This is a genomic window from Persephonella sp. (assembly GCF_027023985.1).
Classification (GTDB): Bacteria; Aquificota; Aquificia; order Aquificales; family Hydrogenothermaceae; genus Persephonella_A.
Window position 1 is genome coordinate 107,763 of the sequence record NZ_JALVTW010000033.1, and the last position, 26,611, is coordinate 134,373.

Genomic DNA, 26,611 nt, shown 5'->3' on the forward strand with positions numbered 1-26,611 from the left:
GAAGGGGCATTAATGCCCCTATAAGATAAGGATTAATTACTTAACTCTTTCTCTGAGAGACTTAGCAGGACGGAAGGTAACAACTTTTCTGGCAGGGATTTTGATAACTTTTCCAGTTCTTGGGTTTCTTCCTTTTCTTGCTTTTCTTTCTTTTACGTTGAATACACCAAGTCCTGGAAGTGCAATTCTTTCTCCTCTTTCCAGAGCTTGAGCGAGAGTAAGAACAAATGCATCAACGCATCTTCTTGCTGCAGCCTTTGTTGTCCCCGCCTGCTCAGCTACTCTTGCTACTAATTCTGCTTTTGTCATGGCTTCTAACCTCCCCGTTAGTTGTTATTTATAGTCCTAAAATTTATAACAAAATTTTCCTTATTTTACAAATATTTGTTAATTTTATCGTCTAAAATCCCTGTGACTTAATCTTTATCACAATCTTCAATACATATTCTTTTTATTTCTACTTTTCCACCGCAAGCCTGATAACAGGCATCAAATATTTCTTTGCAACCACAATCACATTTACATAAAGCCCTTTCTTTTTCTAAAACTTCCTGATAAGAAATTTCTTCAGGTTTTTCAGGTGCAACAGGGGTGCTATATTCAAGTTTTTTTAATGCTCTTTTTATATTTTCTTTACGATAACAGGCTTCCTTATCCTTATACTGTGCACATAACCTTTCATAGAATTTTAAATCTGCTTTTAATCTTTCTATTGTTTTTTCTCTTTCACGAAGCTGGTTTTGGTAAATTCTGTATTGTTTATAATATTCCTGCAATTTTTGTGTATATTCCTTTTCAAGCTGGTCATAAATTTTTTTGGCTTTCTCAGGAGCTTTTAATAAACATTGATTATAGTTTTTTTGACAGGTATCCTGACACTTTAGGAATTCTTCTTGACATTTGTTCACACAGGCTTTATCTGTAGGGGGATGATATATCTTTTCTATTTTATATTTAGGTGAAGAACACCCCGAAAAAAACACAGCAAAAAATATTCCAGCTATAATAAATCTAAAAACAGGTTTTACCATGAAAAAGCCCTTAATTCTTTTTTTACTAATGATAAATATCTCGTTAGCACAAATCAAGGATTACAGATTAATACATAAAACATTTGAGTTTAATGGGCATAGATTTTTAGCAATAAGGGAATTTATCCTCAATAATTCTAAACAGGTTTTGGCTGTTGATATTGATAGCTTAAGAACAAAGATATTCCCTGAAAAACAGATAGAGTTTAAACAGTTCGAGATAAAAAATAGTAGATATTTTCGCTTAATTCAAAAAAGTATATCAGACAAGTTATACAACGGCGGCTTAAGAAATGGAAACACAGATAAAGTTTACTTAACAGTTGATTTATGCCCATCCTCTAAAAAGGAAGCATTTGAAATTAAAACTATGAAAAATTTCTTAAAGAAAGGATATAAAAATATTGCCTTTTCTATAACAGGAAGATGGTTTTTGAAAAATAAAAAGTTTGTGGAGTGGATTAAAAATAGCGGTTTAAATGTTGTATGGATAAATCATACTTTCACGCATTTTTATAAACGGAGATTGCCTTTAGACAAAAACTTCCTGATGAAAAAAGGAACAAACCTGTTTTATGAGATTACTGCAGTTGAAAAACTACTTATTGAAAATGGGATTACCCCTTCTGTTTTTATCCGTTATCCCGGGCTTGTTGCAGATTACAGGATAAGGAAAACAGTTGCTGAAAAATACGGTCTTATTGCCCTTGGCAGTGATGCATGGCTTGCTTTAGGACAAAAAGTAAAAGAAGGTTCAATTATACTTATTCACGGGAACAAAAATGAACCTGCAGGAATAAAAATTTTTAATAAATTATTAGACAGAAAAAAACTGAAATTTGATTATCTGTATAATATAAAGCCATGATTTGGTTAGATAAAGAGGATATATGGTTTCCTGACCCTTATAATGCCCCGGGGGATTATCCCCTTGCCATAGGTGGAGATTTATCTCCTGAAAGACTTATTTTTGCATATTCTTTAGGGATATTCCCATGGTATTCTGAAGGGGAGCCTATCTTATGGTGGTCTCCGGACCCAAGAATGGTTTTGTTTCCTGATGAGCTGAAAATATCCAGAAGCCTAAAAAAAGTCCTGAAAAACAAGGGCTTTGAAGTCAAATTCAACACTGCATTTGAGGAAGTGATAAAAAACTGTGCCACCGTAAAGAGAAAAGGTCAGGATGGCACATGGTTAACTCCAGAAATGATAGAAGCTTATATAAGATTACATAAACTTGGATTTGCCCATAGTGTAGAGACATATTTAGATGGAAATCTGGTCGGGGGTTTGTATGGAGTAGCTATAGGCGGTGCATTTTTCGGAGAATCTATGTTCCACAAAGTATCTGATGCTTCAAAGGTGGCCTTTGTCCATCTTGTTAACAGGCTAAAAGAAAAAGGATTTGATATTATCGATTGTCAGCAGTCTACACCCCATATGGCAAGGTTTGGTGCAAGGGAAATTCCAAGGAAAGAGTTCTTGGATATTATTAGTAAGTCAATTCACAAAAAAACATCTTTAGTATAATTCCAACTCTTTTTCTTTAATTTCCTCTTTTGATTTTTGGTAAAGTTTTTTTCTTTTTCCTTTTAAATTTTGGGTTAGTTCTTGAATTTTATTTGCATTACATATTTTTAAGACTTCCAGTCCTTGTATCAAATCATTTTGTTTTTTTACATAACTTTGCCTTCTTTGTGCTACTATCTATTTATGAATATGAAATCTTTCTGAAGAAGGTAAAGGAATTTCTACGCCTTCAACATCTACATAAATGATATCCTCCAATAAATCACTTATAAAAGGAAGAGGAGTAGCATCAATATTTAGATTTTCCAATTTTAAAATTTTGCTTTTATAACCTGCTGGTTCTTCAATTATAAATTCTATATCTATATTTTCCCCTTTAAATGTTGCATAGCTATAACCTGTTATTGTTCCTATTATTTCTGGAAAAAATCCTAATTCCTCTAATTTTCCCTACAGGTTAAATTTTATTTTTTTATTTTTTACATATAGCATATAGACTGAAAACAAAATCTATATCTAACGTTCTTAATGCATACTTAAAGTCAGGATATTTAAATCTATAAAAATATAAAACCCAACTTCCTCCCAAAACATAATATCCTTTTAGATATTTATTCAATTGATTTATAACTTTTAAAACATCATCAATTTCTGCCATTAGAAATCCTTAATAGTTTATTTAATTCTTCAATTCTTTCTTTTAATCGTTTTTTTTCTGCAATTAACCTTCTTCTTTCATTTATTTGTTTTTCAATATTTTCATCAACTTTTCCTACAAAAATAGATTTTACTTTTTTACCTTCTCTTTTTGATTTATATAAATATTTATAGGTTTTATCTTCTTTTTTTATTTCTCTTATCCATCCGGAAGGCAAAGATTTTAGTCTATGCTCTATTACTTTTAGTCTTCCTAAAAGCCTTTCTCTCTCTTCTATTAAGATATTTTCTATGATTTTGTTCTTCATTACACTACACAGTGTATATCAAATTAAATGTAGTGTAAAGATTATACAAACAAAAACTATGTTAAATATATAATTCTCGTTGTTGACACAGATCTAAAAGTTTTTAAAAGGTTTGCTTAGTTTCTAACTTGACAAATCCCAATTCACAGAGGTAAGTTAATACTAACTTACGGCAGGGCCCATCTGCGTTCCATCTTACCCGGAAGGGCTTCTTCCTGCGCAGATTTCTGGAGGGGGACAACTCCTCCCTTTTTGGTATAATTTGTTTATGAGGAAAATAGTTCTTATATTTCTTTTTATAGCAGGCCTTTCCTATGGCTTTTCCGAGAAGGAAAGAAATACACTTCTGAGAGTTATTCAAGGATTATACAAAGACGGGGTATATTCCACTGCTGCACAAAAAGGTCTTGAATACTTGAAAAAAGCCCCTAAAAATGACCCCTACAGAGAAAAAATTATAAAGCTCATATTTTCTTCCCTTTACAAAGCTGGAGATAAAAAGCAGTTTCTCAAATATATTGAGGAAATAAAAAATCAAAAAATATCACCTGAAACAGCTGAATATATTTATATCCTTGGTCTTAAACTGTTTAAAAATTCTCCAGAAAAAACAAAAATAATTCAATTTTATATACCATTTGCACCTGAAGATAAACAAAAAGCATTATACAAAGAACTTGCAATTATATATGCAAAAGCAAAAAACTGGAAAGAAATAGAAAAACTGCCAGATATAAAAGAACTTAGATTATTTAAGGCCTTAGCCCTTTATAAACAGAAAAAATACAAAGAAGTAATAGAATACACCCAGCGGCTTGGAAAGTTTCCCCCAGAAACAAAAGAAAAGGTGCTTTACTACAGGGCATTATCTTTTATAAAAACAAAACAACCGGAAAAAGCCGTAAAAGAGCTGGAAGCAATAACATTTAAAACACCGGATATGCTTAAATTTCTGGCAGGATATTATCTGAAAAAGAAAAACTATATAATGGCTGAAAGATACTTAAAACAGCTTACGACAGAAGAAAAATATAAAGATTTTGCCTATTACTATCTGGGAGTTATTCAGGATTTAAACAAAAACTATAAAAAAGCAGCAAAATACTATCTAAAAGCTACAAAATATAAATCTAAATACGGCCAGCTTGCTCAAAAAAGATTACAGCAGTTTAAAAAAGCTAAGGTTATATCTGAATACTCTGTGAGGGTTGCTGTTTTTTCTACAGAAGATAAAGCTAAAAAACTGCTAAAAAAATTAAATCTAAAAGAATGTTTTGTAAAAAAATATAAAAAATATTACGGTGTGTTCTGTGGAAAATCAATTTCAAAAGAAGAACTGAAACCCTTGCAGCAAAAAATAAAGTCTAAAGGAATAAAAGATAGCATAATCACTCAACTACCATAAAAAGCTAATCTAAATCATTTTTCTGTTTTTCGGTTTTTACTAAGATATTTTTCAAAAAAATGAGGAGGTTTGCTGATGTCAGCAGATTTTAAGCATGTATTTGTATGTTTACAAAGAAAACCACCTGGAATGCCTTCCTGTGGTGATAAAGGTTCAGACCAGATTTTCCAGAAGTTTCAGGAAGAAATGATGATGAAAAACCTTTTTGATAAAATGGCTGTTACCCCAACAGGTTGCCTGGGACCTTGTATGATGGGACCAACAGTTGTTGTTTATCCTGATGCTGTATGGTATGGAAATGTAAAACCTGAAGATGTTCCTGAAATCATTGAAAAACATATCTTAGGTGGTGAACCTGTAGAAAGACTGGTTACATCCAAAGGTAGACCACCTGCCATGTTTTAAATCCTAAAAGCCCCATCTTTTGGGGCTTTTTATTTCTAAATTTTTAGCATTCTCAATCTATAACAAATCCAGTAGAGATTTCAGTTTCTTGTCTTTCTATCAATAATCTTTTTTGCAAATGATTTGCAAAATTTCTCTGACTCTTTTATACTGTTTTTATGAAGATATCAGAAATCCTTAAGCAGGTTAAAAGAAGTATTTCTTTTGAGTTTTTCCCTCCTAAAAGTGCAGAGGGTGAAGAAGCTTTATTTAAAACAATCAAAGAGCTTGTGTTTATAAATCCAACTTTTGTTTCTATTACATACGGGGCAGGTGGAACTACAAGAGAAAGGACAATAAGAGTTGTCAAAAAGATTCATACCCAGACAAATCTGACTGTAATGGCACACCAGACCTGTATAGGTCATACCAGAAAAGAAATTATAGATATCCTAAGCCAATATAAAGAAATAGGCGTTCAAAATGTCCTTGCATTAAGGGGAGATATTCCGCAGGGACAGGAGGAAACATTTGTTTTTCCTCCTGATGGTTGTAGATATGCAAGCGAACTTGTTTCACTGATAAGAGAAACATTTGGGGACTGGTTTAGTATAGGAGTTGCAGCATATCCGGAAGGGCATCCTGAAAGCCCAGATTTAGATACGGATATATACTACTTTAAAAAGAAAGTGGAAGCTGGAGCAGAATTTGCCATAACCCAGATGTTCTTTGACAACAGATATTTTTATAACTATATTGAAAAACTACAGAAAGAAGGTGTTGATATCCCTGTTATCCCGGGAATTATGCCTATTACAAACTTTAAACAGATTAAAAAATTTGCAGATATGTGCGGCGCAACAATACCCGGGGAATTAATCCAAAAACTGCAAGCTGTGGCAGATAAACCTGAAGAAATTGAAAAAATAGGAATAGACTATGCTGTTAAACAATGTGAAGACCTCCTTAAAAATGGTGTGAAAGGCCTTCACTTTTATACCCTTAACAAATCAAAGGCTACTATAGAGATATACAACCGAATTAAGGAGCTTATATAAACTCATTTTTAATAGGTTTTACAGCAGGAATAATCTTATTTATGATGTTCCCTTTTCATAAACTCTTCCCAGCTTATATTAAATCTGTAATAAAGCCATTTTGCCACTGCTTCTTTTTCTTCCTCTGATAAGCCTTTACCTATAGGTGGCATTGTTCCAAAAACTTTAAATGCCATAGGAAGACAAACACCTTTATCTTTGGAAGGATTTGTTATGTAATCTTTTACAAAAGCTACAAACTCTTTTTCTGAAGGATAAAACTTTTTAACCCTTGCAGATACTTCGGCCATAGGAGGTGCACCGAAAGGTGGTCTTCCACCTGCCATAACTGTTTTTTTGATTTTTTCTATCTGCTGGGGTGTTACACTTTCCCAGTGGCAAGCTGAACAAGTTTTTTTATAAACCTGATAACCAAATTTTATTTCTTGCTTAGAGACTTCAGGTTTTTGTTGTGTTTGACAGGAAAATAATATCGCCGATACAGATAAACCAGCCAAAATATACTTCTTCATTTTTACACCCCTAAAATTTTGTATGTAATTAATGTTTCAACCTGTCCAATAATACCGCTGAGAACAATATACAGAATAACAACCACTATAATAAACTGAAAATTTTTAGATTTTTCAGTTGGAATATCGAGGACTTTTTCAGCAGCAACAAATATAAGATAAAAGGTGTAAAACATAGCTATAAACACAACAAACATAGAAATAGGAGAGTTCATTATATAAAAAATCCCTGCTACCCAGGATGGTATCAAGGCAAAAGTAGCAACGGTAAAAGATTTAACTGGGTCTTTTATTCCTCCAAAGGCTGGAGCAAGGAAAAATATAATGGCCGTTAAAACAACAGGCTTAAACAGTTCAAAACCATAAGTGGTGAGTGCAATTAATGCCTCCTGGATAATATCATTATCCTGTAGTTCTACCATTAATGCCTGCATATATCTAATTGTGGCTTCAGATTGCTGAGTGTCTTTCTGTGCCATTTCAAGAAACTTTTTGATTGCATTTACATAATAATCCCTGAATACCACAAAGCCTAAAAAGTGCCCTATAGCCGGAATTGCAGCAAAAAATATTATGTATTTTAGATAAAGTTGCTGGATTGTGAAATATTTTTCTTTTAGGCTTTCCCATGCTGTTTTAGGTTTTAGATAAAGGTCTAAAAACTCCTGAAAACTCATTAATACCCTCCGGTAATAATCTTAACTTCTATCTTACTTTTATTCTTTCTGAATATCAATTAAAATTTTGTCCAAGGAGGTGGCAGATGGACAAATGGGAAAAATACAGAATATTCATCGGGAAAAATGCCGATTACTATATTACCAGATTTAAGAAGTTTGAAGAAACTCAAAGTGTAGTTAGCTGGAACTGGGCTGCCTTTTTCTTTGGATTACTGTGGATGTTATACAGAAAAATGTATGTTTATACAGCTATTTTTGTTGTTTTTTTATTTTTATTTGGGATAGTTCTTGAGGTTTTTCATCTTTATAACAATCTGGTAATGTTAGGCGTTCAGATATGGCTATGGGTTGGGTTTGGAGTTTTTGGTAATTATGTTTATTACACACATGTTGAGAAAAAAGTAAAAGATATTGAAAACAGATTTCCTGATCCTCAGGTGCAGGTTGCAATCCTTGAAAAAGAAGGAGGGGTAAGCTGGATAGCACCGATAATATTTTTCCTGATAATCTTTATTCTTCAAATACTAACAGTCAGCCAGATGAGATAATTTTCTGATTTATACAAGGTCATGAAAACTTATTTTAGCACTACATAATGAATGAGTATAATAAATTTTCAATAATAATAAATAATAATTAAGGAGGGCAAGGATGTTCAGACTTGAAAATTTAGAGGATTTAATCCGCTGGGGAAGAAATTTTATTATTTTTGCAATTTTATTTGCAGCTGTTATTTATATGCTCTACTATTTTAAACTTCCTATTGAAATACCTCCTGGTAATGTTTCCGATGCAGCAGGTTTATTTGTTTCATTAGCTGGTGTATTATTAGCATTTTTAGCATTTGTTGCTTATATAAAGTTGGAAACAGAACAAAAACAATTAGAAAAAGAAATAGCAGAAAAGAAAATTCAAGAAAAAAATATTGAAAAGGAACTAAAAAGGAAAGAACTCTTAGGAAGAATTAGAAATGCAGATCTTTTTTCAGAAACTCTAATAAAAGGAGTTATACCTAATGCCATAAATTTAAATAAACCTAATATGATATGGGATTATATTTATAATTGGATTAAAGAATTTGATACCGTTTTTAGAGAATTTATTGCTGTAGGAGGTCATACCAAAGATGCGCAAGATTTAATTTCTAAGTATAACGGAAAAAAAATCACAATTAGTGAAATCTCCCCTAAAACATTATTGAACATAATAAAGGAAATAGAAGAAAAAGGGGAAGATATTATTAATAATTATTCCCCAAAAGAAACAGTATTTAAAAGTGACGAAATATTAAGAAAAATAAACGAAATTCGGTTTAATTTATTTTTATTAGAGCATATTACCGAAAATTCGATAAAAATTGAAGATGATGGTGAGATTTCCATAAGTAATACTTTTGGATCTTTAGTTTCAGATACTAAAAAAAGGTTATATGAACTATATTTGATGTTATCTTACAATATACTAATTGAATAAAAATCCGGAGGTAAAGATGGAAGAATTAAAAAGTCTTATTGTGGAAGCATGGGAAAACAGGGAACTTTTAAAAGAAAAAAAATATCAGGATGCAGTAAGAGAAACCATAGACCTGCTTGATAAAGGTAAAGTCAGAGTTGCAGAAAAGAAAAATGGAGACTGGGTTGTAAATGAATGGGTAAAACAGGCAATTCTCCTTTATTTCCCAATTCAAGATATGCAGGTTATGGAAGTTGGACCTTTTGAATACTACGACAAAATACCCCTTAAGAAAAACTGGAAAGAAGCAGGGGTTAGGGTTGTTCCACCTGCAACAGCAAGATACGGTTCATTTATAGAATCAGGGGCAATCTTAATGCCTTCTTATGTAAATATAGGGGCGTATGTTGGAAGCGGAACTCTGGTTGATACATGGGCGACAGTCGGTTCATGTGCACAGATTGGGAAAAATGTTCACCTTTCTGGAGGTGTTGGAATAGGCGGAGTTTTAGAGCCTCCAAATGCTAAACCTGTTATTGTTGAGGATAACTGTTTTATAGGTTCAAGATGTATCATTGTTGAAGGTGCAGTTATTGAAGAAGAAGCTGTTTTAGGAGCTGGTGTTGTTATAACAGGTTCAACAAGGATAATAGATGTTTCAGGGGATGAACCTGTTGAGTATAGAGGAAGGGTGCCTGCAAGAAGTGTTGTTATTCCCGGGGTTATGAACAAAAAATTCCCTGCAGGTGAATACGGCGTCCCTGTAGCTCTTATAATTGGAAAAAGAAAAGAATCAACAGACAAGAAAGTTTCCTTAAATGAAGCGTTAAGGGAGTTTAACGTCCAGGGATAAATTCAGGCAGGCCTTACGGCCTGCTTTTAGAGGTATAAAATGGCAGAAATTCCTTTTTTTGAAGGTGTAAAGCAATTTAAAAATCTTAAATTCAAAGAATATGAAGACATATTTAAGAAACTAATTGAAGAGGGACAACATCCTAAAGCCTTATTTATCACCTGTTCAGATTCCCGTATCCATCCAGATGAAATAACAGGGGCGGATATTGGTGACCTATTTATCGTCCGTGTTATAGGAAATATGGTTCCCCCTTTTAAACCTGATAATGAGTTTCACGGGGTAGCTGCAGCTGTTGAATATGCCGTTTCTGTCTTGAACGTTCCTGACATAATAATCTGTGGTCACTCCCATTGCGGTGCATGTGAAGCACTTTATAAAGACCTTCCGGACGATATATCCATTATCCATGTAAAAAAATGGCTTGAGCTTGGGAAAGATGTAAAACAAATAGCCCAGCAAACCATAAAAGAAAAAGGCCGGCCATTGTTTGAACTAACAGAAAGAATAAATATAATCAAGCAGATGGAAAATATCCTTACATATCCGGAAGTTAAAAGAAAAGTTGAAGAAGGCAAGCTTAGGCTTCATGGATGGTATTATGTGATAGAGAAGGGACAAATTGAGTATTATGACCCAGAAAAGAATGATTTTATTCCGATTGCATAATGAATGAGATAGTTCTGGCAGGGCTTTTGGTTCTTGTTTTAACCAGTGCAGGTTCGGTATTTGCTGTCCTTTTTAAAAAATTACCTGAATGGGGTCTTGATTTTGGTCTTGCGTTTAGTGGTGGTGTTATGCTGGTTGCATCCTTTACCTCCTTAATTCTACCTGCAACCCAGCTTGGAAGTATCTGGAATGTGATAATAGGCATATTAATAGGCTTTGGGCTTATTTATATGATAGAAAAATTTGTTCCCCATGAAGAATATTTTCTAAAGTTTAAGTCTGCAAAAGTAGAAAAGGAAAAACTCAGGGGAATATTTCTTGTTGTCTCGGCAATTGTAATACATAACCTTCCAGAAGGAATGGCTGTTGGTGTATCCATGGCAAATGACATTGAAAAGGGATGGGCAACTGCCCTTGCAATAGGAATACAGGATATACCTGAGGGTTTTGCTGTATCTTTGCCTTTGATTTTTTTAACTGAGAGGGCGTGGATACCTGTTTTAATTGGTGTTTTAAGTGGTTTTTCTGAATTTGTTTTCACAGTTTTAGGTGGTTTTATATTCAGCGTTTTTTCTATATTTCTTCCTCTTGGGCTTAGCATAGCCGGTGGAGCTATGATTTATGTTACGGTCAAAGAGGTTTTTCCTCAGGTTTATCAAAACAAAAATGAAACCCTCATAACCGCCGGCTTTTTGCTTGGCCTCCTTATTATGCTTTATCTTGATACTACTCTTGGTTAATTACTCGCTAAATGTTTTTGTGTGGTAGATAAACACCTCTATAGGATATGTTAGCCAGCAGTCTGAAGGAAGTCCTGCTTTCATGCATAAATGGGATAAAAACTGGGTTTTATCTGGCAGTTGTTCCCATACCTCTGGCAAAAATGTTGCCTGATGGTTTCCGTATTTGATTATTACACCGTCCTTAAATGGCTGTAATTTCTGAAGCAGGTCATAAGGGTCAGAAAACTGTAAAGGCTGAGGATAAGACAAGATAGAAACTTTTACTCTTATATTTGATAATTCCTCAGGTCGCACAGGTAAAAACCTTGGGTCAGAAGTTGCCGCAGCTATAGCATTATGTATAACATCTTTGTAAAGGGGCTGATGTGGAATTATTGAACCTATACAACCTCTAAGCTGATGGGTTGGTGAAACCTCAAGGGTAACAAAGGAAGCCCCCTTTTTCTTCCAGCTTTCATAAGGAACTTCCTTTAAATCTATCTCTAATCCTGTTTTTAAATACTCCTCAATTGCCTTTCTGGCAAGCTGAACAAGTTCCTGTCCTTCTTCTTCTGTTATCTCATCAAGGGAAATAATTACATCTTCCATTTATTCCTCCTTATAGAAAATGTAGCTTGCATATCCTACGACAGCAGACCTGTCTCCTGAAGTATCCCCTGAAGTTTTATAATCAAGGACCTTTCCTTTCCAGCCTACTCTTTTTGAATAATCAATTATTGCCTCAAGACCTATTTTCCCACAGGCTTCACATCTATCAAGCAGTGACAAATCAAGACGTTCAACAGCCATATTACAGTTTATATCTATCTCCCTTGCCACATGGTCAGGATAATAATGACTTAAATCTGTGCTTATCACCGCAACAACATCATCCCTATTATCTTTAATCTGTGCTATAACCTCTTCTACAACAGAATAATGAACCTGTCCATATACAACAGGTATTATTGAAAAATCCTGTAAAACCATCTGTAAAAATGGAACCTGAACCTCAAGGGAATGTTCTTTCAGATGTGGAATTGTGTTGAGAGTTATAGGCAGGTGTCTATTATTTGCCACAAATTTTTCTATTTCCTCTTTATTTACCTTAACCTCCCCAAGAGGCGTTAGCCAATAGTCGTAATATCCAAATGATATTCCTTCAAATGGAACATAATGGGAAGGTCCAACAAGCAAGATTGTGTAATGTTTATCTGGGTCAAGATTTAAAAACTGTTTATAACTGACAGCCGCAACAGGTCCAGAGTATATATACCCTGCATGGGGAGATGCAACAGCTTCAGGTTTATATGGATATAATGGTGCTTTTTCAAGGTAAGCAGTAAGCATCTTTCTCAACTCAACAGGGTCAGCAGGATAAAACATATCGCTGACAGCTGGCTCTCTTATTTGAAGGCTCATCTTTGCCCTCCTTTTTTGATAAAAATATTGGTAGTTTTGTTTATTTTTCAATCTTTTTTGTCTGTCTGTAGATAAAAGCCAAAATTTCTGCAACTGCTTTATAAAGCTCCGGCGGTATTTCCTGATTTATTTCTATCTGTGATAAAGCTTCCACTAAAACTGGGTCTTCCTTTATGGGAATATTATGTTCTTTTGCTATCTGAATTATTTTTTCTCCGATATGGCCTTTGCCTTTTGCTATTACTCTCGGAGCATTATCTTTGCCTCTTTCATATTTTAAAGCAACGGCTTTTTTGTCTTCTGCCATTAAACCCTGTCAGACATTAGATTTTCATCTATTAATTTCAGGTCATCTACAGGGTTTTTCAAGAATCTAAGGGAAACTTCAGAAAATCCATGCTTTTTGATATTTTGGATAAGCTCTTCTGAGTTTTTTCTGATCAGCTCTTTTAACTGTAGATTTTCCACAAAAAAGTTTAGATACAACTCTCTTCCAAACTGGAATATCCCACCTGAAAATCTGCCTAAATCCTTAAAATCAAGATTTATTCTACAAAAATAAACATTTTTCCATTTTTTACTTTTTTTCAGTAAAATATCTCCCCTCTCCAAATCATCCCAGAGCAGTGGCAGAAAAATATAAACACTTTCAAAAGCTTTTGACAAAAGCTGATAACCTTCTATGCCAGTTAAAACCTGTTTTTCATTTTGGGTCAGGTCTTTTTTGTTTAGCAAAATATATTTCAGGTCGTCTTTTATCTCTGAAAATTTTTTATGTTTGATTTTGTTTTCAAAAAACAGACCTGAGTTTTTTATTATTTTTTCAAATGTTTCCGGAGATACTTCCTTTATTGAGTGTAATATCTTGCTTATATCTGTATTGTTTATCTGGAGGTTTATCTTCTGGGATGACAAAAATGAATTAAGCAAATTCTGGGCTAATCTCTGTGCTTTGGTATCTGAATTGTTTATATTCTGAACTATATAAGAAAAAATGGAGTTTAAAACTGTTTCCCTGTTTTTCCCTGTTTGCAAAAAATTTATAATTTCCTCAGCAGGATATTCTGTTTTGGGATTTATTAAAGTCTCATTTTTGTTGAGAATTCCTATTAGCTGAATTTTTAGCTTGTGGTCTGTTTGGGGGGTGTTCAGGATTTTTAGGAGAAGTGAGGTATTTTTCTGAAGGGGAATTTCTGTATTTACAGTAAGAATACCGCCTTTTATCCGAAGAACAACACCACCTGTTGAAAGGACATCAATGACTTCTGCTTTTACTGTTTCTCCGGCTTTGAGGGTTATGGAATTTCCAAGGGGTTTTACAATTTGGAAATATTCATAATTATTGAGCAAAGGCTTAAAATTAATCATTTTTTATAAACTTTTCGTTTAAATATATCCTTTGGTGATGCCACCCTGTCAATAAAAAGCTTTCCTATTAGGTGGTCCATCTCATGCTGGATAACAACTGCCTCAAATCCTTCTGTGTCAAATGTTATGGTATTTCCATTTATATCCTCTGCCTCAACTTTTATCCAGTAATGTCTTTTAACGTTTCCTGTGTAATCTGGAACAGAGAGGCAGCCCTCTCTTATTACAATTTCACCATCATTGGCAATTATTCTTGGGTTAGAGAGTATCATAAGGCCGTGATTGAGTTTATTATGTTTATGTTTATATTCAGATGCGTCAACGATTATTGTTTTTATATGTTTGTTAACCTGAGGGGCGGCTATACCTACCCCGGCAGGTGAGTTTTTCATTGTATAAAGGAGTTTATCCACAAACTCTTTAAATTCTTTACCGAAATCCACAACCTCTATTGAGGGTTTTTTAAGCCTCTCATCTGGATATCTTAAAATCTCAAGTTTTTCCATTACATCTCCACACTTTCAACTTTTTCTATAGAAAGGTCTATATTAAGCTCATCTTTTAAAGCCTCAAGCTCAGATTTTATATCTTCTTCTGTTAAACCTGGAGGAAATTCAACCTGTGCAATCAGGACATAAAGTTCAGGGCTTTTTTCTGTTCTCAGGTCTGCTATGTTTATATTCTTATCTGCCAATAGTTTGGCAACTTTATAAACTATTCCCGGTTTATCTGCCCCATACAGGATTATATTGTATACTTCCCCAATCTCTTTTTCTTCTTGAAAGACCTCTTCAGGAATTTCCCTTATATTTATCATGAGCCCTTTTTCTTTTGCTATCCGGTTGAAACTTTCTTTTAACTCTTCAGGGGTAATATCATTTTCAAAACTTACTATCAGCATAACTGCAAACTCATTGTTTAGCCTTGTCATACTGGAATCTTCTATATTTGCTCCTTTTTCATAAAGAACCTTTGTAAGACCGGCGACTATTCCCGGCTGGTCTTCGCCAACTGCTGTTATAACAAAATGTCTCACCTTTACACCTCTTCTTCGCTTTCTACTTCTTGTATATAAGCCCTGTAATCATCTGCTGTCATAAGGTCTTCAAGCTCATTTGGGTCTGACATTTGTATTTCTGCTATCCAGCCATCTCCGTAAGGGTCAACATTAACAAGGCTTGGGTCTTCTTTCAGGTCTTCATTTATAGAAAGTATTTTTCCTGTAAGTGGAGAATATATATCAATTGCAGCTTTTACAGATTCAACAGATGCTATTTTATCCCCTGCTTCTACTTCTGAACCAACCTCTGGAAGTTCCACATAAACAACATCCCCAAGCTGATGCTGACCGTAATCTGTTACCCCTATTGTTGCATCATCACCATCAACTTTTACCCACAGATGTTCCTTTGTATAGTAAAGCCCATCAACAACCTTGAAATCTTCTGCTGCCATTATAGCCCTCCTGATTTATAATTTTAAACAGTCATAATCTATATTAAGCCAGGAGTAATAATATGGCAATAAGGGAAAATGTGGAAAAAATCAAGGAAAGGATAGAAAAAGCTGCCCAAAGGGCAGGCAGAAAATCTGAAGATATTATACTTCTGGCTGCTTCCAAAACCCAGCCACCTGAGAAGATAGTTGAGGCCTATGAAGCAGGTATTAGATATTTTGGAGAAAACAGGGTTCAGGAGGGAATTAAAAAGATAGAAGCCCTTTCAGACCTAAAAGATATCCACTGGCATTTGATAGGAGGACTGCAGACAAATAAAGCCAAATATGCTGTTAAATATTTTGAACTGATACATTCCCTTGATAGAGAGGCTCTTGCAGATGAAATAGATAAAAGGGCAGGGAAAATAGAAAAAGTTCAGGATGTTCTGATAGAAGTTAATGTAGGAGAAGAAGAAACAAAATACGGAGTTAAACCGGAAAATTTAGAAAAGCTATTTGAATATTCTCTGCAAAAGGAAAATCTGAGGATTTTAGGACTTATGTGTATTCCTCCGTATTTTGAAGATCCTGAAAAATCCAGACCTTATTTTGCAATGCTTAGAGATATGAAAGAACAACTTGAGAAAAAATTTAATGTCAGTCTTCCCCATTTATCTATGGGAATGTCCCATGATTTTGAGGTTGCAATAGAAGAAGGTGCAACTATAGTTAGAATTGGCACAGCTATTTTCGGTGAAAGGCAATACTAATGAAAAAGTTTTTCTTTGTATTTCTTATCTTAATAGGCTTCTCTTATGGTCAGGTTGTTATCGGAGAATGGAATAAACCTGTAACACCTGTTATGGCAGATTATGTCAAAAGACTTATAAACAAAGCACAACAAGAAAACGCAAAAGTCGTTATTCTACAGCTGGACACCCCCGGTGGTCTCGGAAGTGCAATGAGGGATGTTATTAAAACAATGATAAACTCGCCAATTCCTGTGGTTGTTTATGTTTATCCTCCCGGAGCACAGGCAGCATCAGCAGGGGCAATAATCACAATATCGGCAGATATAGCAGCAATGGCTCCATCCACAAATATTGGTTCTGCATCGCCGGTAAACATGACTGGTAAAGATATAGACAAAACCATGAAGAAAAAAGTAATTAATGATATGCTGGCCTTTGTTAGAGCCATTGCAAAGGAAAAAGGGAGAAATATTAAAGTTATAGAAAAGATGATAACAGAGGCAAAAAATCTATCTGCCGAAGAAGCCTTAAAGCAAAAAGTTATTGACGTTATAGCAACAGACCTAAATGATTTACTAAAAAAGATTAACGGTAGAAAAATTAAAAAGGCTAGTTTTACCAAAACAATAAAACTTTCTCCTGACGAAAAAATTATTTATGTTAAGCAAAATTTCAAAGAAACCCTTCTCAGTATCCTTACAAATCCGGTTGTTGCATACTTGCTTCTTATGATTGGTTTTTACGGAATATTCTTTGAACTTTACCATCCGGGAAGCGTAATTCCCGGTGTTGTCGGTGCAATATCTATATTACTTGCCCTTTATGCCCTTAACACAATATCTGTCAACTGGCTTGGAGTTCTACTGATATTACTGGGTATTCTGTTTTTTGTTCTGGAAATAATAACCCCTACATTTGGAGCCCTTGCGGTAAGCGGTGTGATAGCTTTAATATTTGGTTCAATAATACTTATAAGTCCTGATTCACCTTACGGGGATATTCCTGTGAAAATTATACTTCCTGTAGCATTGTTCAGTGCTGCATTTTTCCTGACAATTGCATATCTTGGTATTAAGGCACAGATTAGAAAACCTGTAACCGGCAAAGAGGGAATGATTGGTAAGATTGGAGTTGCAGAAACAGATATAAACCCGAAAGGAAAGGTATTTGTAGAAGGCGAAATATGGGATGCTTACTCTGAAGTTCCTATTAAAAAGGGCGAAGAAGTAAAAATATTATCAGTGGAGGGATTGAGATTAAAGGTCACAAGAGCCCACAGGAAACATTAAACTTTAAAAATTCTAAACCATTTACCGTAGGGGCAGAATTAGAGGTTCAGCTTGTAAATAGGGAAGATTTTTCTTTATCTGATAGTGCAGATATTATTTTTAAAAATCTGCCTGAGGATTTGAAAGATATAGTCCAACCTGAAGTTCTTACATCAATGGTCGAGATTGTTTCCCCTGTATGTGAAAAACCAGAAGAAGTTGTTTATTATCTTAGAAAAGCTCTTAAAGAGATAAATCAGATAGGTAAAGATTATGGTTTCATCATTTCTGCCCTTGGAACCCATACATTTGCCAGAAAAGAAGAAACCCATATCACAGCAAAGGAAAGGTATCTTAGGTTATTAAAAGAACTTCAGATAGTCCTTAGACAGTTTTTGATATATGGACTTCATATACATGTAGGCTTTCCAGACAAAGAAAGTGCAGTCAGAGCATACAACCTGACAATAAACTATCTACCTGTTTTTCTTGGAATATCAACAAGCTCCCCATTTTTCTATGGAGAATTTACAGGACTTCATTCATACAGGACAAAAATATTTGAACAGCTACCAAGAGCAGGTATTCCTGAATATTTTAAGGATTTTTCCCAGTTTGAAGAACTATTTTTCATTTTAAAAGATGAGGGTTTTATTGAAAGCATAAAGGATATATGGTGGGATGTCCGCATTCATCCAGACCTTGGGACTGTCGAGCTAAGGGTATGTGATTCAAATCCGGAACTTGACAGAATTGAACTGCTTATCACTCTTTTTCAGGGAATATCAATGCTGGCACAAGAAATAAGAGTTCCCGAATTTTATTATCAGATTTTAAAACAGAACAAATGGAATGCAACAAGACATTCAATCTATGGAAAATTCATAGATGTAAATAAGACATCAACCATAAAAGAAAAAGCTTTTGAACTACTTGAAGACATACAAAAGAAAGGAATATTTGAGAAACTAAAAATAGAAAACCGTATAGAACAGCTTAAAAACGTGTTGAAAAAGAAGCCTGTTTCTGAAAAAATGATACTGGTTTACAAAAAGACAAATGATATCAGAATACTGGAAAGTCTGGGTTTTATCGAAGAATGAAAGGTGTTATAGCAGCAGGAGATAGACTAACAGCCGAAGCAGGAGCTGAGGTTCTCAAAAAAGGTGGAAATGCTTTTGATGCAGCCATAGCGGCACTACTTGCAGCTCCTCTTGCAGAACCTGCACTTACAAGTTTAGGTGGTGGTGGTTTTCTCCTTGCAATCGAAAAAAATTCCCTTCCAACAATTTATGACTTTTTTGTTGATGTTCCTCCAAGAAGAGCAGAAAATCCGGATTTTTTCCCTGTTTATGTGGATTTTGGCTCTACTGTTCAGGAGTTTCATATAGGTTGTGGCTCTGTGGCTATCCCCGGTATGATTGCCGGTATATATCAGATATATAAAGAAAAAGCTTCAATGCCCCTTACAGAGCTTATAAAACCTGCATTAAAGTATGCAACCGAAGGAATTTATCTTTCAAAAATGCAGGCATCATTTGTCCAGCTCCTTGAACCTATTTTTACAGCAACAGAAGAATCAAGAAAAATCTATGCTCCCAATGGAAAGCTTATTGATGAAAACACTCTTTATAAAAATCCTGATTATGCAGAATTTTTACAAAGATTTGCAGAAGAGGGAGCATGGCTATTCTATGAAGGAGAAATAGCAGACCGGATAGACGCCCTATGCAAAAAACATAATGGATTAATCAGAAAAGAAGATTTACGCAGATATACCGTTGCAGAAAAAGACCCTGTTTATTTCAGGTTCAGGGATTATGACATTTTCATAAACTCTCCACCTTCTCCCGGAGGAGTATTAATAGCATTTACGCTGAAACTTCTTGAAAAAGAGGATTTAGGAGATTTTGGAAGCATACAGCATATATCAAAACTTATTGAAGCAATGCATACTACATATCTGTTTAGAAGGGAACACATTGACAAAAATATACATAAAACCGGCATAGAACTAATCATAGAGGACGAAAATCTGATCAAAACTTATCACAACTTTTTCAAAAAAAGGATTAATCTGTGGGGAAATACAACCCATATATCTATAATTGATGGATATGGAAACGCAGTTAGCACAACTACAACTAACGGGGAAGGTTCAGGGTATATAATCCCAGAAACAGGGATAATGCTAAATAATATGCTTGGAGAAGAAGACCTTAATCCTGAAGGATTTTTCAAATGGCCTGAGTATGTCCGACTTCCATCTATGATGTCCCCAACTGCAGTTTTAAAGGAAAACCAGATAAAACTAATTTTAGGAAGTGCAGGAAGTAACAGAATTAGGAGTGCCATTATACAAACTATTTTGAATAACATAGTTTTTAATAAAAATGTAAAAGAAGCGGTAGAACTACCAAGAATACATTATGAAAACCATGTGGTTTTTATTGAGCCTGGATATTCTGAAGAAATCATTAAAAAGGCAGAAAAAATATATGAAACAGTAGTGTTTCAAGAAAAAAGCCTTTTTTTCGGTGGTGTTCAGGCTGTTACAGGTGATTTTGAGGGGGCAGGAGACCCCCGTAGAGGCGGATACGTTATAAAAGTAGATTAATCAAACAGGGCATCAACAAAAGCCTTTGCATCAAACGGCTGTAGGTCTTCTATTCCTTCACCAACACCTATAAACTTAATAGGAATTTTAAGCTCTTTACATATTGGTATAATTGCCCCGCCTTTTGCCGTTCCATCTAATTTTGTAATTACTATTCCTGTTATATCTGTTGCTTCTTTGAAGACTTTGGCCTGATTTATTGAGTTCTGTCCTATTGTTCCATCAAGAACAAGTATAGTTTCAACAGGTTGATTTGGCATAAGTTTTTGTATTGTCCTTTTTATTTTTTGGAGTTCCTTTATAAGATGGTCTTTTGTGTGCAATCTACCTGCAGTATCAATTAGAACAATATCGTCACCTCTGCTTTTAGCTGAATTTACAGCATCATACACAACAGCTGCAGGGTCAGCTCCCGGAGAATGTTTAACAATTCTTGCCCCTGCCCTTTCTGCCCATACTTCAAGCTGGTCTATGGCTGCTGCCCTGAATGTATCTGCTGCGGCAAGAACAACAGACTTACCTTCTTTCACAAACTGGGCTGCTAACTTTCCAACGGTGGTTGTTTTACCGCTGCCGTTTATACCCAGGAACAAAATCACAGCAGGTTTCTCATTTCCAAGGTTTAGAGGTTTTTCACATTCTTTTAAAATCTCGTAAAGCTTTTCCTTAAGAAGTTCTTTAAGCTCTTCTCCGTCCTTTAATCTTCTTTTTTTGCTTTCTTTTCTTAAAAAATCTAGAATTTCCTCTGTTTCCTTTACTCCAACATCTGCCTTAAGAAGAACCATCTCAATATCTTCAAAAAGTTCCTCATCTATTTTTCTACCAAAAGATATGCTGCTAAAAGTATCAACAAATTGTTTTTTAGTTTTTTCAAGGCCGGATTTTAATCTGTCAAACATAGACTTGAACATTTTCCACCTCACGTGTATTTTTATTTAGTAAACTAATTAAGTTATACAGGTTATACATAAAATTTATTTTTACAAGCATTTAATTACCATAAAGTATAGCCGATAATAGAAAAAAAAGGAGGGTAATATGAGGATTTTATACGGATTTATTTTATCATTTTTTATTATGCTTCCGTCAATAGCTGGGGAAACAACCACAAGTGAATTACTTGATGAAGCTCAAAACTCAATAAAAGCTGCTTTTGAAAGTGGATGTGCAAAACTTGCTCCTTACGAGTTTTCTAAAGCAGAAACTTACTACTACATTGCCAGAGAAGAAACATCAAAACTAAACACAAAAGCTGGAGATGCTGCAGCTATGAAAGCAATAGAATGGGCTCTTAAAGCAATGTCAAAAAGGTATGGGGAGGAATAAAAGATGATTAAGAAAATTACCGGAACAGTTGTAATAGCAGGATTATTAATATCTGGTTGTGCCACTAAGAAATCCAGCGATACAAATCTTTTTCAAAAAAATATAAATCAAGAAATTCAAGCACTCAATCAAGAAATTGAAAAATTATACAAACTTCATGTAAAAGAGTGTGCTCCTGAAGAAATTGGAAAGGCAGAGGCTTATATTGATGCTATAGATGGTCTTGCATACATTGACCCAGATACAGGACAGATAGTAAAAACCCAAATAAAGACAATAGACAAAATTCTGTATAAAAATAAAGCTCAAAAGTATGTAGCCCTTGCAAGAAATAAGGTTTACAGTGATGTAGATGGTGATGGTATTCCTTGTTATCAAGAGATAGAACAGGGGACTAATCCATTTGAAGCGGAAAACAAAAAAGTATCACAACAGACAACTGAAAAACCGAAAAAACTCCCTGAAATTAAAGCCGGCTATAGACCTTTAAAACTCCATGCAAGAATTCACTTTGATTTTGATAAATACACAATCAAAAAAGATTACCTCCCATATCTGAATGTTATTACCAGATATCTAAAAGCCCACGATGAACTCAAAATTAAAATTGTTGGCTACACAGACAGTATAGGAAGTAAAGCTTACAATGACAGGCTTGCAAGAAAAAGAGCAGAAGCAATTAAAAGATATCTTGTGAAACACGGAATATCCCCTGAAAGAATTGAAATCATAGGGAAAGGTAAAGAAGATTATCTGTTTGACAATAAAACTCCTCTGAACAGATTTACAAACAGAAGAGCTGAATTTTTCGTAATGGAACCTACCCAATAAAGGTGAATAAATGTGGCTGCAGGGAGAACGCACGATTTAATAAATCTGTCTGTTCTTCCTGTGGCTGTTTATTATCTTCAGCCTGACAGTCCACTGGGTTTTATAGGTGGATACTTTATAGGAACTTTTTTCCTATCCCCTGATAACGATATTTTCCACTCAAAACCTAACAAACGCTGGAAAACTTTTAGATTTCTCTGGTATCCATACACAAAGCTTTTCTCCCATAGGGGAATATCCCATATTCCTGTTCTGGGAATGCTAACTAAATTGTTATATCTTACTGTTATATTTTCTATAATATCTGCAATTATCCTTATACCTATTTATTTTTACAGACCTGATTTATTTTCACAGGTTGATATAAATCCCCGAATAATAAAAGGATACCTTTTACATCCTTTCACAGTTTCTTTCTTTTTTGGTCTTATACTATCAGAGATAGTTCATATAATTACTGATATCATATATTCAGCAATGAAAAAATTGAAGGTGCTATAGAAGGGAAATATGAATTTTAAATCAATTCCGCTGTTTAAAGTTTTCGGCATTCAGGTAAACCTTGATTTTAGCTGGTTTATTGTATTTTTCTTAATTACATTTACTCTGGCAGAAGCTTTTTATCCTTATTATTATCCTGGGCACAGCTTTCTGGTCTATTTATTTGTAGGTGCCATATCTGCAATACTGCTATTTGCTTCTGTTCTGCTACATGAGTTATCCCATTCAATTGTGGCAATAAAGCATGGTATTCCTGTAAGAGAGATAGACCTTTTTATATTCGGTGGAGTGGCTATGATAGAAGAAGAAGCCCCTTCTCCGAAAGTAGAATTTTTGGTTGCCATTGCAGGTCCTCTATGTAGCTTTGCACTGGCATTTTTATTTTTTATACTGGCTTATTTTTACCCTCAAAATGACTTACTAAACGGGATAATAAACTATCTTATGTATGTTAATCTTGCCCTTGGTCTATTTAACCTTGTTCCTGCTTTTCCACTGGATGGAGGGAGAATTCTAAGGTCAATAATCTGGGCTAAAAAAGATATTATTACAGCTACTAAGGTAAGCAGCTGGACAGGGACAATGTTTGCTTATTTCCTCATGCTTCTGGGACTGTTATCCTTAATACAAGGAAGTTTTATTAATGCCTTGTGGTATGGATTTTTAGGACTATTTTTGAAAAATGCTGCCAAGGTAAGTTTTGAACAGACTAAACTATCTGTAATTCTCTCACAATACAAAGTCGAACAATTTATGCATACTATAAAGCCCGTCTTACCGGATGAAACCATATCGGAGTTTATGCTTCACCATTATCCTATGTATAACACAAGAATATTTCCGGTTATTGGGAAAGATGGGAAAATTTATGTTGTGGATATTTTTGATATTAAATCTATTCCACAAACCCAGTGGGATACAATTAAGGTGGCTGATATAGCAAAACCACTTGTAGCCTACGTAAGCCCTTACGATACGTTAATGAAAGCCTTAAAATTAATGAATAGATACCAGCTTAATGAACTACCTGTGATTTATGGAAATACAGTTTTGGGAATAATAAAACGGGATGTTATAGAAAGTTTATTAGAAAGATATATGTTACAGGAAAAATTTGGAAGGTGAAAAAATGAGAATATTTATTCTTATAACTGGCTCCGAGTTTACATATGGTCTAAAACAGGAAAAAAATTCTCTTTTTATAGCAAAAGAAGCCCTTAAAAGAGGTGCAGATGTTGTTGGAACAGCAATAGCCCCTGATGATATCTATACAATCCAATATTTTCTAAAAATGGGGCTGGACAAATCTGATGTGGTAATTGTATCAGGGGGACTAGGACCCACTGAAGATGATGTAACCCGGGAAGCTGTATCAGAAGCCATCGGAGTTCCTCTTATATATGATGAACAGTGGCTAAAAAGGATCAAAGAAACACTTAAACAGCAAGGTAGGGAAATTACAGATGATATTAAGAAAATGGCAAGGCTCCCTTATGGCGCTAAAAAAATAGAAAATCCGGTAGGAAAAGCCCTTGGATTTATAAAAGTCCTTGATGATGTCCAAAAGGCTGTTGTATGTGTTCCAGGTGTCCCTTCAGAAATGAAGCCAATGGTTTTAAAAGCCTTTGAATTACTTGGTTTAAATGAAACTAAAGGATTTATTCATCTGTTCAGAACATTTGGCAAGCCTGAAGCAGAAATTAATTATATGCTGAAGGATATAGAAAATCTTGTTTTAAATAGTTCACCTAAAGGTGTTGATATATACGTTGTAGAAAAAGAAAGCTTTTTTCTTGAAAACAAAGTAAAAGTAATCAGAGAAAGACTTGGAGAATTAATTTATACAGAAGAAGAAAAGGAAATGGAAGAAGTTGTGGGGAATTTACTCAAGGAAAAAAGTAAAACCATCTCCACTGCAGAGTCTTCAACAGGAGGATTAATAGCTGCCAGAATAGTAAATGTCTCCGGTGCTTCTGAATATTTTATGGGTAGTATTGTTTCTTACTCAAATCAAGTAAAGATTAATCAACTTGGAGTAAACAAAAAAGATATTGAAAAATACGGTGCTGTTAGCGAAACCGTTGGCAGACAGATGGTTGAAGGGATAAAAAAACTTCTTAAAACAGATATAGCTTTATCTGACACAGGAATTGCAGGTCCAACAGGTGGAACACCTGAAAAACCGGTAGGTTTACATTATGTAGGTTATTCAGATGAAAATAAAACGGAAGTTCATAGGGTAGTATTTAAAGGAGAAAGAAATGATGTTCGCCTTGCTGTATCCCAGTTTGCACTAAACCTTGTCCGGTTAAACCTCAGGTAGTATAACCTCAACCCTGTTTCTACCTTTTTCTTTGGCCAGATAAAGTGCTTGGTCTGCTCTTTGGACAATACTATCAGGAGTATCTTCCGGAGTTGCTTCTGTAACTCCGAAACTTGATGTTACTTTTCCTACTTTATCAAAGTTATACTCTTCAATTTTCTTTCTTAATTTCTCTGCTAAAATTCTTGTTCCGCTTATATCAGTTTCAGGGGCAATAATAACAAATTCCTCACCACCCCATCTGGCAAATATATCTGTGTCCCGAATATTCTCTTTTACTATTTTTGCTATTGTTTTCAGGACATAATCTCCTACCTGATGACCATAGGTATCATTAATTTTCTTGAAATGGTCTATATCAAATATTATAAGTCCAAGGGGGCGGTTATATCTTTTAACTTTCTTCAGTTCATTTTCAAGTAAATGGTTAAATTTACCTTTGTTGTATATTCCTGTTAAAGCATCTGTTTCAGAAAGTGTTTTAAATTTCTCACTTCTTTTGATTATATTTATTAATAGTGCAAACACAGCTAAAATAGACAGTTCTACAGAAGCATACATTATGATAAATGCTTCGTTAAATATGGAAATAGTATTGTCTTTTTCATAATAAACCAGATAACCAACTTTTTTTCCGGTGATATTTTTAATTACGATAAAAGAAACTACATAGTAATTTCCATTTATTTTTATATCAACAGCAAAGTTAGAAAACTTTTCAAGCCTATTTTTTATTTTTTCCTTCAGAGATAGATTAATCTGAGCAAATATTTCAGGAGGTATTACATAACTTTTTAAATCAGAAGATTCGTAGTAGAAATTTTTATCAAACTCACTTTGGATATATGTTTTTCTAATTTCCTTTGATAAAACACTAAATAAGACATCTTTGTAAATAAGAAATATATATTCTCCTTTAAATATTTTTCTAAGTTCATCTTTTAAGGCTTCATAAGGGAGAATAATCTCAACTGTTCCTAAAAACTTATCTTTGTAGTAAAGTTCATAAGGAAATTTAAAACCTCCTGTAAACTTTTCTTTTTTTTCTTTTGCAAAAATAATATCTATTTTTTTGCTCTTTTTCTGGGAATCTCCAAATTTTTCTGGTCTATGAAATCTTAAAAAAACAGTTCCATCAGGCAATCTAATCTGGATGAACTTTATCCCATACTTCTGCATATCTTTGTATAGGCTTTCATATCTGTCTAATAATATCTTTCTTAATTTTTCCTTTTGAACTGATTGGGCATTTTCAATTGAATACAAAAGTCTCAGGAAATTTTCATCATTAAAATATCTTTTTTGAACAAAATCTATAACCATTTTGTAACCATTAAGAGTAGCTTTGAATTCGGCAGCTGCTTTTACAATTTTTTGATTTAAATAAATCTGCTTATTTTGTTCCTTTTTCTGAGAAAAAAGAAAAAAGATAGCTATAGACAAAATAAGAAAAATTGATATATATATAAGCACCGATTTTTTTATTTTGGCTTCCATACTCTTTA

General features: G+C 34.2%; 36 protein-coding genes. 19 read left to right on the forward strand and 17 right to left on the reverse strand.

Translation table 11 applies throughout. The features are described from left to right. Positions 1–36: 36 nt before the first annotated feature. A complete protein-coding gene (locus tag MVE07_RS08755; protein WP_029521762.1) occupies positions 37–309 on the reverse strand; it encodes an HU family DNA-binding protein in 273 nt (90 codons plus the stop codon). A gap of 107 nt (positions 310–416) precedes the next feature. Continuing rightward, positions 417–1,031 carry a hypothetical protein gene (locus tag MVE07_RS08760; protein WP_297456399.1) on the reverse strand — a complete coding sequence of 205 codons (615 nt, stop codon included), beginning with the start codon at positions 1,029–1,031 and terminating at the stop codon, positions 417–419. Between the two features lie 28 nt (positions 1,032–1,059). On the opposite strand from MVE07_RS08760, the gene MVE07_RS08765 reads away from it, so the two are divergent. Both MVE07_RS08765 and aat read left to right on the forward strand, forming a co-directional pair. Then, the gene (locus MVE07_RS08765) at positions 1,060–1,899 is read left to right on the forward strand and encodes a hypothetical protein (protein WP_297456401.1); all 840 of its coding nucleotides are present in this window, start codon (positions 1,060–1,062) and stop codon (positions 1,897–1,899) included. Continuing rightward, positions 1,896–2,561 carry a leucyl/phenylalanyl-tRNA--protein transferase gene (aat, locus tag MVE07_RS08770; RefSeq protein ID WP_297456403.1) on the forward strand — a complete coding sequence of 222 codons (666 nt, stop codon included), beginning with the start codon at positions 1,896–1,898 and terminating at the stop codon, positions 2,559–2,561. The genes MVE07_RS08765 and aat overlap by 4 nt, the downstream gene beginning before the upstream one ends. Here aat and MVE07_RS08775 read toward each other — a convergent pair. The 4 genes from MVE07_RS08775 to MVE07_RS08790 form a co-directional block, all read right to left on the reverse strand. After that, positions 2,553–2,693, reverse strand: coding sequence for a hypothetical protein (locus MVE07_RS08775; protein WP_297456405.1), 141 nt, complete (start codon positions 2,691–2,693; stop codon positions 2,553–2,555). The two genes, aat and MVE07_RS08775, sit on opposite strands and share 9 nt — an antisense overlap. A 45-nt stretch (positions 2,694–2,738) precedes the next feature. Further along, positions 2,739–2,870: a hypothetical protein gene (locus tag MVE07_RS08780; protein ID WP_297456408.1), complete on the reverse strand. Its 132-nt coding sequence runs from the start codon at positions 2,868–2,870 to the stop codon at positions 2,739–2,741. A 163-nt stretch (positions 2,871–3,033) separates the two neighbouring features. Further along, complete coding sequence (locus MVE07_RS08785) at positions 3,034–3,219, reverse strand: hypothetical protein (RefSeq protein ID WP_297456410.1); 186 nt, start codon at positions 3,217–3,219, stop codon at positions 3,034–3,036. Continuing rightward, positions 3,206–3,526, reverse strand: coding sequence for a hypothetical protein (locus MVE07_RS08790; RefSeq protein ID WP_297456412.1), 321 nt, complete (start codon positions 3,524–3,526; stop codon positions 3,206–3,208). The genes MVE07_RS08785 and MVE07_RS08790 overlap by 14 nt, the downstream gene beginning before the upstream one ends. A gap of 268 nt (positions 3,527–3,794) precedes the next feature. Here MVE07_RS08790 and MVE07_RS08795 point away from each other — a divergent pair, with 268 nt between their 5' ends. The 3 genes from MVE07_RS08795 (at position 3,795) to metF (ending at position 6,373) form a co-directional block, all read left to right on the forward strand. Then, on the forward strand, positions 3,795–4,931 hold the full coding sequence (locus MVE07_RS08795; RefSeq protein ID WP_297456414.1) for an SPOR domain-containing protein: 1,137 nt from the start codon (positions 3,795–3,797) through the stop codon (positions 4,929–4,931). Between the two features lie 75 nt (positions 4,932–5,006). Next, positions 5,007–5,336 (forward strand): (2Fe-2S) ferredoxin domain-containing protein, encoded by a 330-nt coding sequence (locus MVE07_RS08800; protein WP_029519954.1) that lies wholly within the window; start codon positions 5,007–5,009, stop codon positions 5,334–5,336. Positions 5,337–5,494: 158 nt separating this feature from the next. Continuing rightward, complete coding sequence (gene metF, locus MVE07_RS08805; RefSeq protein ID WP_297456416.1) at positions 5,495–6,373, forward strand: methylenetetrahydrofolate reductase [NAD(P)H]; 879 nt, start codon at positions 5,495–5,497, stop codon at positions 6,371–6,373. A gap of 35 nt (positions 6,374–6,408) precedes the next feature. Here the strand turns inward: metF and MVE07_RS08810 are convergent, their stop codons facing one another. Both MVE07_RS08810 and MVE07_RS08815 read right to left on the reverse strand, forming a co-directional pair. Continuing rightward, on the reverse strand, positions 6,409–6,885 hold the full coding sequence (locus MVE07_RS08810) for a cytochrome c (RefSeq protein WP_297456419.1): 477 nt from the start codon (positions 6,883–6,885) through the stop codon (positions 6,409–6,411). Between the two features lie 2 nt (positions 6,886–6,887). Next, on the reverse strand, positions 6,888–7,562 hold the full coding sequence (locus MVE07_RS08815; RefSeq protein ID WP_297456421.1) for a YIP1 family protein: 675 nt from the start codon (positions 7,560–7,562) through the stop codon (positions 6,888–6,890). 86 nt (positions 7,563–7,648) lie between these two features. On the opposite strand from MVE07_RS08815, the gene MVE07_RS08820 reads away from it, so the two are divergent. The 5 genes from MVE07_RS08820 to MVE07_RS08840 all read left to right on the forward strand — a co-directional run bounded on the left by MVE07_RS08820 (position 7,649) and on the right by MVE07_RS08840 (position 11,279). After that, entirely contained in the window at positions 7,649–8,113 is a 465-nt protein-coding gene (locus MVE07_RS08820; RefSeq protein ID WP_297456423.1) for a DUF2628 domain-containing protein, read from the forward strand. Between the two features lie 103 nt (positions 8,114–8,216). Beyond that, on the forward strand, positions 8,217–9,038 hold the full coding sequence (locus tag MVE07_RS08825) for a hypothetical protein (protein WP_297456425.1): 822 nt from the start codon (positions 8,217–8,219) through the stop codon (positions 9,036–9,038). Positions 9,039–9,054: 16 nt separating this feature from the next. Further along, positions 9,055–9,870, forward strand: coding sequence for a 2,3,4,5-tetrahydropyridine-2,6-dicarboxylate N-succinyltransferase (locus tag MVE07_RS08830; protein WP_297456427.1), 816 nt, complete (start codon positions 9,055–9,057; stop codon positions 9,868–9,870). Between the two features lie 39 nt (positions 9,871–9,909). Then, positions 9,910–10,539, forward strand: a complete 630-nt coding sequence (locus tag MVE07_RS08835) for a carbonic anhydrase (protein WP_297456430.1) — start codon at positions 9,910–9,912, stop codon at positions 10,537–10,539. Then, positions 10,539–11,279 (forward strand): ZIP family metal transporter, encoded by a 741-nt coding sequence (locus tag MVE07_RS08840; protein WP_297456433.1) that lies wholly within the window; start codon positions 10,539–10,541, stop codon positions 11,277–11,279. Before MVE07_RS08835 ends, MVE07_RS08840 begins: the two co-directional genes overlap by 1 nt. On the opposite strand, the gene amrA is transcribed toward MVE07_RS08840, so the two are convergent. The 7 genes from amrA to gcvH are packed head-to-tail and all read right to left on the reverse strand — an operon-like array spanning position 11,280 to position 15,506. Continuing rightward, complete coding sequence (gene amrA, locus MVE07_RS08845) at positions 11,280–11,870, reverse strand: AmmeMemoRadiSam system protein A (protein ID WP_297456436.1); 591 nt, start codon at positions 11,868–11,870, stop codon at positions 11,280–11,282. After that, the gene (gene amrB, locus MVE07_RS08850) at positions 11,871–12,683 is read right to left on the reverse strand and encodes an AmmeMemoRadiSam system protein B (protein ID WP_297456439.1); all 813 of its coding nucleotides are present in this window, start codon (positions 12,681–12,683) and stop codon (positions 11,871–11,873) included. A 40-nt stretch (positions 12,684–12,723) separates the two neighbouring features. Further along, positions 12,724–12,990, reverse strand: coding sequence for a FlhB-like flagellar biosynthesis protein (locus tag MVE07_RS08855; RefSeq protein ID WP_297456442.1), 267 nt, complete (start codon positions 12,988–12,990; stop codon positions 12,724–12,726). Further along, the gene (locus MVE07_RS08860; RefSeq protein WP_297456446.1) at positions 12,990–14,051 is read right to left on the reverse strand and encodes a hypothetical protein; all 1,062 of its coding nucleotides are present in this window, start codon (positions 14,049–14,051) and stop codon (positions 12,990–12,992) included. The genes MVE07_RS08855 and MVE07_RS08860 overlap by 1 nt, the downstream gene beginning before the upstream one ends. Continuing rightward, positions 14,048–14,557, reverse strand: a complete 510-nt coding sequence (gene def / locus MVE07_RS08865) for a peptide deformylase (RefSeq protein ID WP_297456449.1) — start codon at positions 14,555–14,557, stop codon at positions 14,048–14,050. The genes MVE07_RS08860 and def overlap by 4 nt, the downstream gene beginning before the upstream one ends. Next, entirely contained in the window at positions 14,557–15,087 is a 531-nt protein-coding gene (locus MVE07_RS08870; RefSeq protein WP_297456452.1) for an ACT domain-containing protein, read from the reverse strand. Before MVE07_RS08870 ends, def begins: the two co-directional genes overlap by 1 nt. A 2-nt stretch (positions 15,088–15,089) precedes the next feature. After that, positions 15,090–15,506: a glycine cleavage system protein GcvH gene (gcvH, locus tag MVE07_RS08875; RefSeq protein ID WP_297456455.1), complete on the reverse strand. Its 417-nt coding sequence runs from the start codon at positions 15,504–15,506 to the stop codon at positions 15,090–15,092. Between the two features lie 62 nt (positions 15,507–15,568). Here gcvH and MVE07_RS08880 point away from each other — a divergent pair, with 62 nt between their 5' ends. The 4 genes from MVE07_RS08880 to ggt are packed head-to-tail and all read left to right on the forward strand — an operon-like array spanning position 15,569 to position 20,125. Further along, positions 15,569–16,258 carry a YggS family pyridoxal phosphate-dependent enzyme gene (locus tag MVE07_RS08880; RefSeq protein WP_297456459.1) on the forward strand — a complete coding sequence of 230 codons (690 nt, stop codon included), beginning with the start codon at positions 15,569–15,571 and terminating at the stop codon, positions 16,256–16,258. Then, positions 16,258–17,529, forward strand: coding sequence for a nodulation protein NfeD (locus MVE07_RS08885; protein WP_297456463.1), 1,272 nt, complete (start codon positions 16,258–16,260; stop codon positions 17,527–17,529). The genes MVE07_RS08880 and MVE07_RS08885 overlap by 1 nt, the downstream gene beginning before the upstream one ends. Then, a complete protein-coding gene (locus tag MVE07_RS08890; RefSeq protein WP_297456723.1) occupies positions 17,496–18,611 on the forward strand; it encodes a YbdK family carboxylate-amine ligase in 1,116 nt (371 codons plus the stop codon). The genes MVE07_RS08885 and MVE07_RS08890 overlap by 34 nt, the downstream gene beginning before the upstream one ends. Next, positions 18,608–20,125, forward strand: coding sequence for a gamma-glutamyltransferase (gene ggt, locus MVE07_RS08895; protein WP_297456466.1), 1,518 nt, complete (start codon positions 18,608–18,610; stop codon positions 20,123–20,125). Before MVE07_RS08890 ends, ggt begins: the two co-directional genes overlap by 4 nt. Here ggt and ftsY read toward each other — a convergent pair. Continuing rightward, the gene (gene ftsY / locus MVE07_RS08900; RefSeq protein ID WP_297456470.1) at positions 20,122–21,036 is read right to left on the reverse strand and encodes a signal recognition particle-docking protein FtsY; all 915 of its coding nucleotides are present in this window, start codon (positions 21,034–21,036) and stop codon (positions 20,122–20,124) included. The genes ggt and ftsY overlap by 4 nt on opposite strands. A 127-nt stretch (positions 21,037–21,163) precedes the next feature. Here ftsY and MVE07_RS08905 point away from each other — a divergent pair, with 127 nt between their 5' ends. The 5 genes from MVE07_RS08905 to MVE07_RS08925 are packed head-to-tail and all read left to right on the forward strand — an operon-like array spanning position 21,164 to position 25,106. Beyond that, a complete protein-coding gene (locus MVE07_RS08905; RefSeq protein ID WP_297456473.1) occupies positions 21,164–21,451 on the forward strand; it encodes a hypothetical protein in 288 nt (95 codons plus the stop codon). A 3-nt stretch (positions 21,452–21,454) separates the two neighbouring features. Continuing rightward, positions 21,455–22,282: an OmpA family protein gene (locus MVE07_RS08910; protein WP_297456476.1), complete on the forward strand. Its 828-nt coding sequence runs from the start codon at positions 21,455–21,457 to the stop codon at positions 22,280–22,282. Between the two features lie 12 nt (positions 22,283–22,294). After that, positions 22,295–22,783 carry a metal-binding protein gene (locus MVE07_RS08915; RefSeq protein WP_297456480.1) on the forward strand — a complete coding sequence of 163 codons (489 nt, stop codon included), beginning with the start codon at positions 22,295–22,297 and terminating at the stop codon, positions 22,781–22,783. A gap of 9 nt (positions 22,784–22,792) precedes the next feature. Then, positions 22,793–23,908 (forward strand): site-2 protease family protein, encoded by a 1,116-nt coding sequence (locus MVE07_RS08920; protein WP_297456482.1) that lies wholly within the window; start codon positions 22,793–22,795, stop codon positions 23,906–23,908. Between the two features lie 4 nt (positions 23,909–23,912). Next, positions 23,913–25,106, forward strand: coding sequence for a CinA family nicotinamide mononucleotide deamidase-related protein (locus tag MVE07_RS08925; RefSeq protein ID WP_297456485.1), 1,194 nt, complete (start codon positions 23,913–23,915; stop codon positions 25,104–25,106). Here the strand turns inward: MVE07_RS08925 and MVE07_RS08930 are convergent. Further along, on the reverse strand, positions 25,092–26,603 hold the full coding sequence (locus MVE07_RS08930; protein WP_297456489.1) for a diguanylate cyclase: 1,512 nt from the start codon (positions 26,601–26,603) through the stop codon (positions 25,092–25,094). The genes MVE07_RS08925 and MVE07_RS08930 overlap by 15 nt on opposite strands. Positions 26,604–26,611 lie beyond the last annotated feature (8 nt).

What these genes read in the sequence shown, in the direction of transcription:
- MVE07_RS08755 (WP_029521762.1), bottom strand. Translation starts at nt 309, where the DNA reads ATGACAAAAGCAGAATTAGTAGCAAGAGTAGCTGAGCAGGCGGGGACA.
- MVE07_RS08760 (WP_297456399.1), bottom strand. Translation starts at nt 1,031, where the DNA reads ATGGTAAAACCTGTTTTTAGATTTATTATAGCTGGAATATTTTTTGCT.
- MVE07_RS08765 (WP_297456401.1), top strand. Translation starts at nt 1,060, where the DNA reads ATGATAAATATCTCGTTAGCACAAATCAAGGATTACAGATTAATACAT.
- aat (WP_297456403.1), top strand. Translation starts at nt 1,896, where the DNA reads ATGATTTGGTTAGATAAAGAGGATATATGGTTTCCTGACCCTTATAAT.
- MVE07_RS08785 (WP_297456410.1), bottom strand. Translation starts at nt 3,219, where the DNA reads ATGGCAGAAATTGATGATGTTTTAAAAGTTATAAATCAATTGAATAAA.
- MVE07_RS08790 (WP_297456412.1), bottom strand. Translation starts at nt 3,526, where the DNA reads ATGAAGAACAAAATCATAGAAAATATCTTAATAGAAGAGAGAGAAAGG.
- MVE07_RS08795 (WP_297456414.1), top strand. Translation starts at nt 3,795, where the DNA reads ATGAGGAAAATAGTTCTTATATTTCTTTTTATAGCAGGCCTTTCCTAT.
- MVE07_RS08800 (WP_029519954.1), top strand. Translation starts at nt 5,007, where the DNA reads ATGTCAGCAGATTTTAAGCATGTATTTGTATGTTTACAAAGAAAACCA.
- metF (WP_297456416.1), top strand. Translation starts at nt 5,495, where the DNA reads ATGAAGATATCAGAAATCCTTAAGCAGGTTAAAAGAAGTATTTCTTTT.
- MVE07_RS08810 (WP_297456419.1), bottom strand. Translation starts at nt 6,885, where the DNA reads ATGAAGAAGTATATTTTGGCTGGTTTATCTGTATCGGCGATATTATTT.
- MVE07_RS08815 (WP_297456421.1), bottom strand. Translation starts at nt 7,562, where the DNA reads ATGAGTTTTCAGGAGTTTTTAGACCTTTATCTAAAACCTAAAACAGCA.
- MVE07_RS08820 (WP_297456423.1), top strand. Translation starts at nt 7,649, where the DNA reads ATGGACAAATGGGAAAAATACAGAATATTCATCGGGAAAAATGCCGAT.
- MVE07_RS08825 (WP_297456425.1), top strand. Translation starts at nt 8,217, where the DNA reads ATGTTCAGACTTGAAAATTTAGAGGATTTAATCCGCTGGGGAAGAAAT.
- MVE07_RS08830 (WP_297456427.1), top strand. Translation starts at nt 9,055, where the DNA reads ATGGAAGAATTAAAAAGTCTTATTGTGGAAGCATGGGAAAACAGGGAA.
- MVE07_RS08835 (WP_297456430.1), top strand. Translation starts at nt 9,910, where the DNA reads ATGGCAGAAATTCCTTTTTTTGAAGGTGTAAAGCAATTTAAAAATCTT.
- MVE07_RS08840 (WP_297456433.1), top strand. Translation starts at nt 10,539, where the DNA reads ATGAATGAGATAGTTCTGGCAGGGCTTTTGGTTCTTGTTTTAACCAGT.
- amrA (WP_297456436.1), bottom strand. Translation starts at nt 11,870, where the DNA reads ATGGAAGATGTAATTATTTCCCTTGATGAGATAACAGAAGAAGAAGGA.
- amrB (WP_297456439.1), bottom strand. Translation starts at nt 12,683, where the DNA reads ATGAGCCTTCAAATAAGAGAGCCAGCTGTCAGCGATATGTTTTATCCT.
- MVE07_RS08855 (WP_297456442.1), bottom strand. Translation starts at nt 12,990, where the DNA reads ATGGCAGAAGACAAAAAAGCCGTTGCTTTAAAATATGAAAGAGGCAAA.
- MVE07_RS08860 (WP_297456446.1), bottom strand. Translation starts at nt 14,051, where the DNA reads ATGATTAATTTTAAGCCTTTGCTCAATAATTATGAATATTTCCAAATT.
- def (WP_297456449.1), bottom strand. Translation starts at nt 14,557, where the DNA reads ATGGAAAAACTTGAGATTTTAAGATATCCAGATGAGAGGCTTAAAAAA.
- gcvH (WP_297456455.1), bottom strand. Translation starts at nt 15,506, where the DNA reads ATGGCAGCAGAAGATTTCAAGGTTGTTGATGGGCTTTACTATACAAAG.
- MVE07_RS08880 (WP_297456459.1), top strand. Translation starts at nt 15,569, where the DNA reads ATGGCAATAAGGGAAAATGTGGAAAAAATCAAGGAAAGGATAGAAAAA.
- MVE07_RS08885 (WP_297456463.1), top strand. Translation starts at nt 16,258, where the DNA reads ATGAAAAAGTTTTTCTTTGTATTTCTTATCTTAATAGGCTTCTCTTAT.
- ggt (WP_297456466.1), top strand. Translation starts at nt 18,608, where the DNA reads ATGAAAGGTGTTATAGCAGCAGGAGATAGACTAACAGCCGAAGCAGGA.
- ftsY (WP_297456470.1), bottom strand. Translation starts at nt 21,036, where the DNA reads ATGTTCAAGTCTATGTTTGACAGATTAAAATCCGGCCTTGAAAAAACT.
- MVE07_RS08905 (WP_297456473.1), top strand. Translation starts at nt 21,164, where the DNA reads ATGAGGATTTTATACGGATTTATTTTATCATTTTTTATTATGCTTCCG.
- MVE07_RS08910 (WP_297456476.1), top strand. Translation starts at nt 21,455, where the DNA reads ATGATTAAGAAAATTACCGGAACAGTTGTAATAGCAGGATTATTAATA.
- MVE07_RS08920 (WP_297456482.1), top strand. Translation starts at nt 22,793, where the DNA reads ATGAATTTTAAATCAATTCCGCTGTTTAAAGTTTTCGGCATTCAGGTA.
- MVE07_RS08925 (WP_297456485.1), top strand. Translation starts at nt 23,913, where the DNA reads ATGAGAATATTTATTCTTATAACTGGCTCCGAGTTTACATATGGTCTA.
- MVE07_RS08930 (WP_297456489.1), bottom strand. Translation starts at nt 26,603, where the DNA reads ATGGAAGCCAAAATAAAAAAATCGGTGCTTATATATATATCAATTTTT.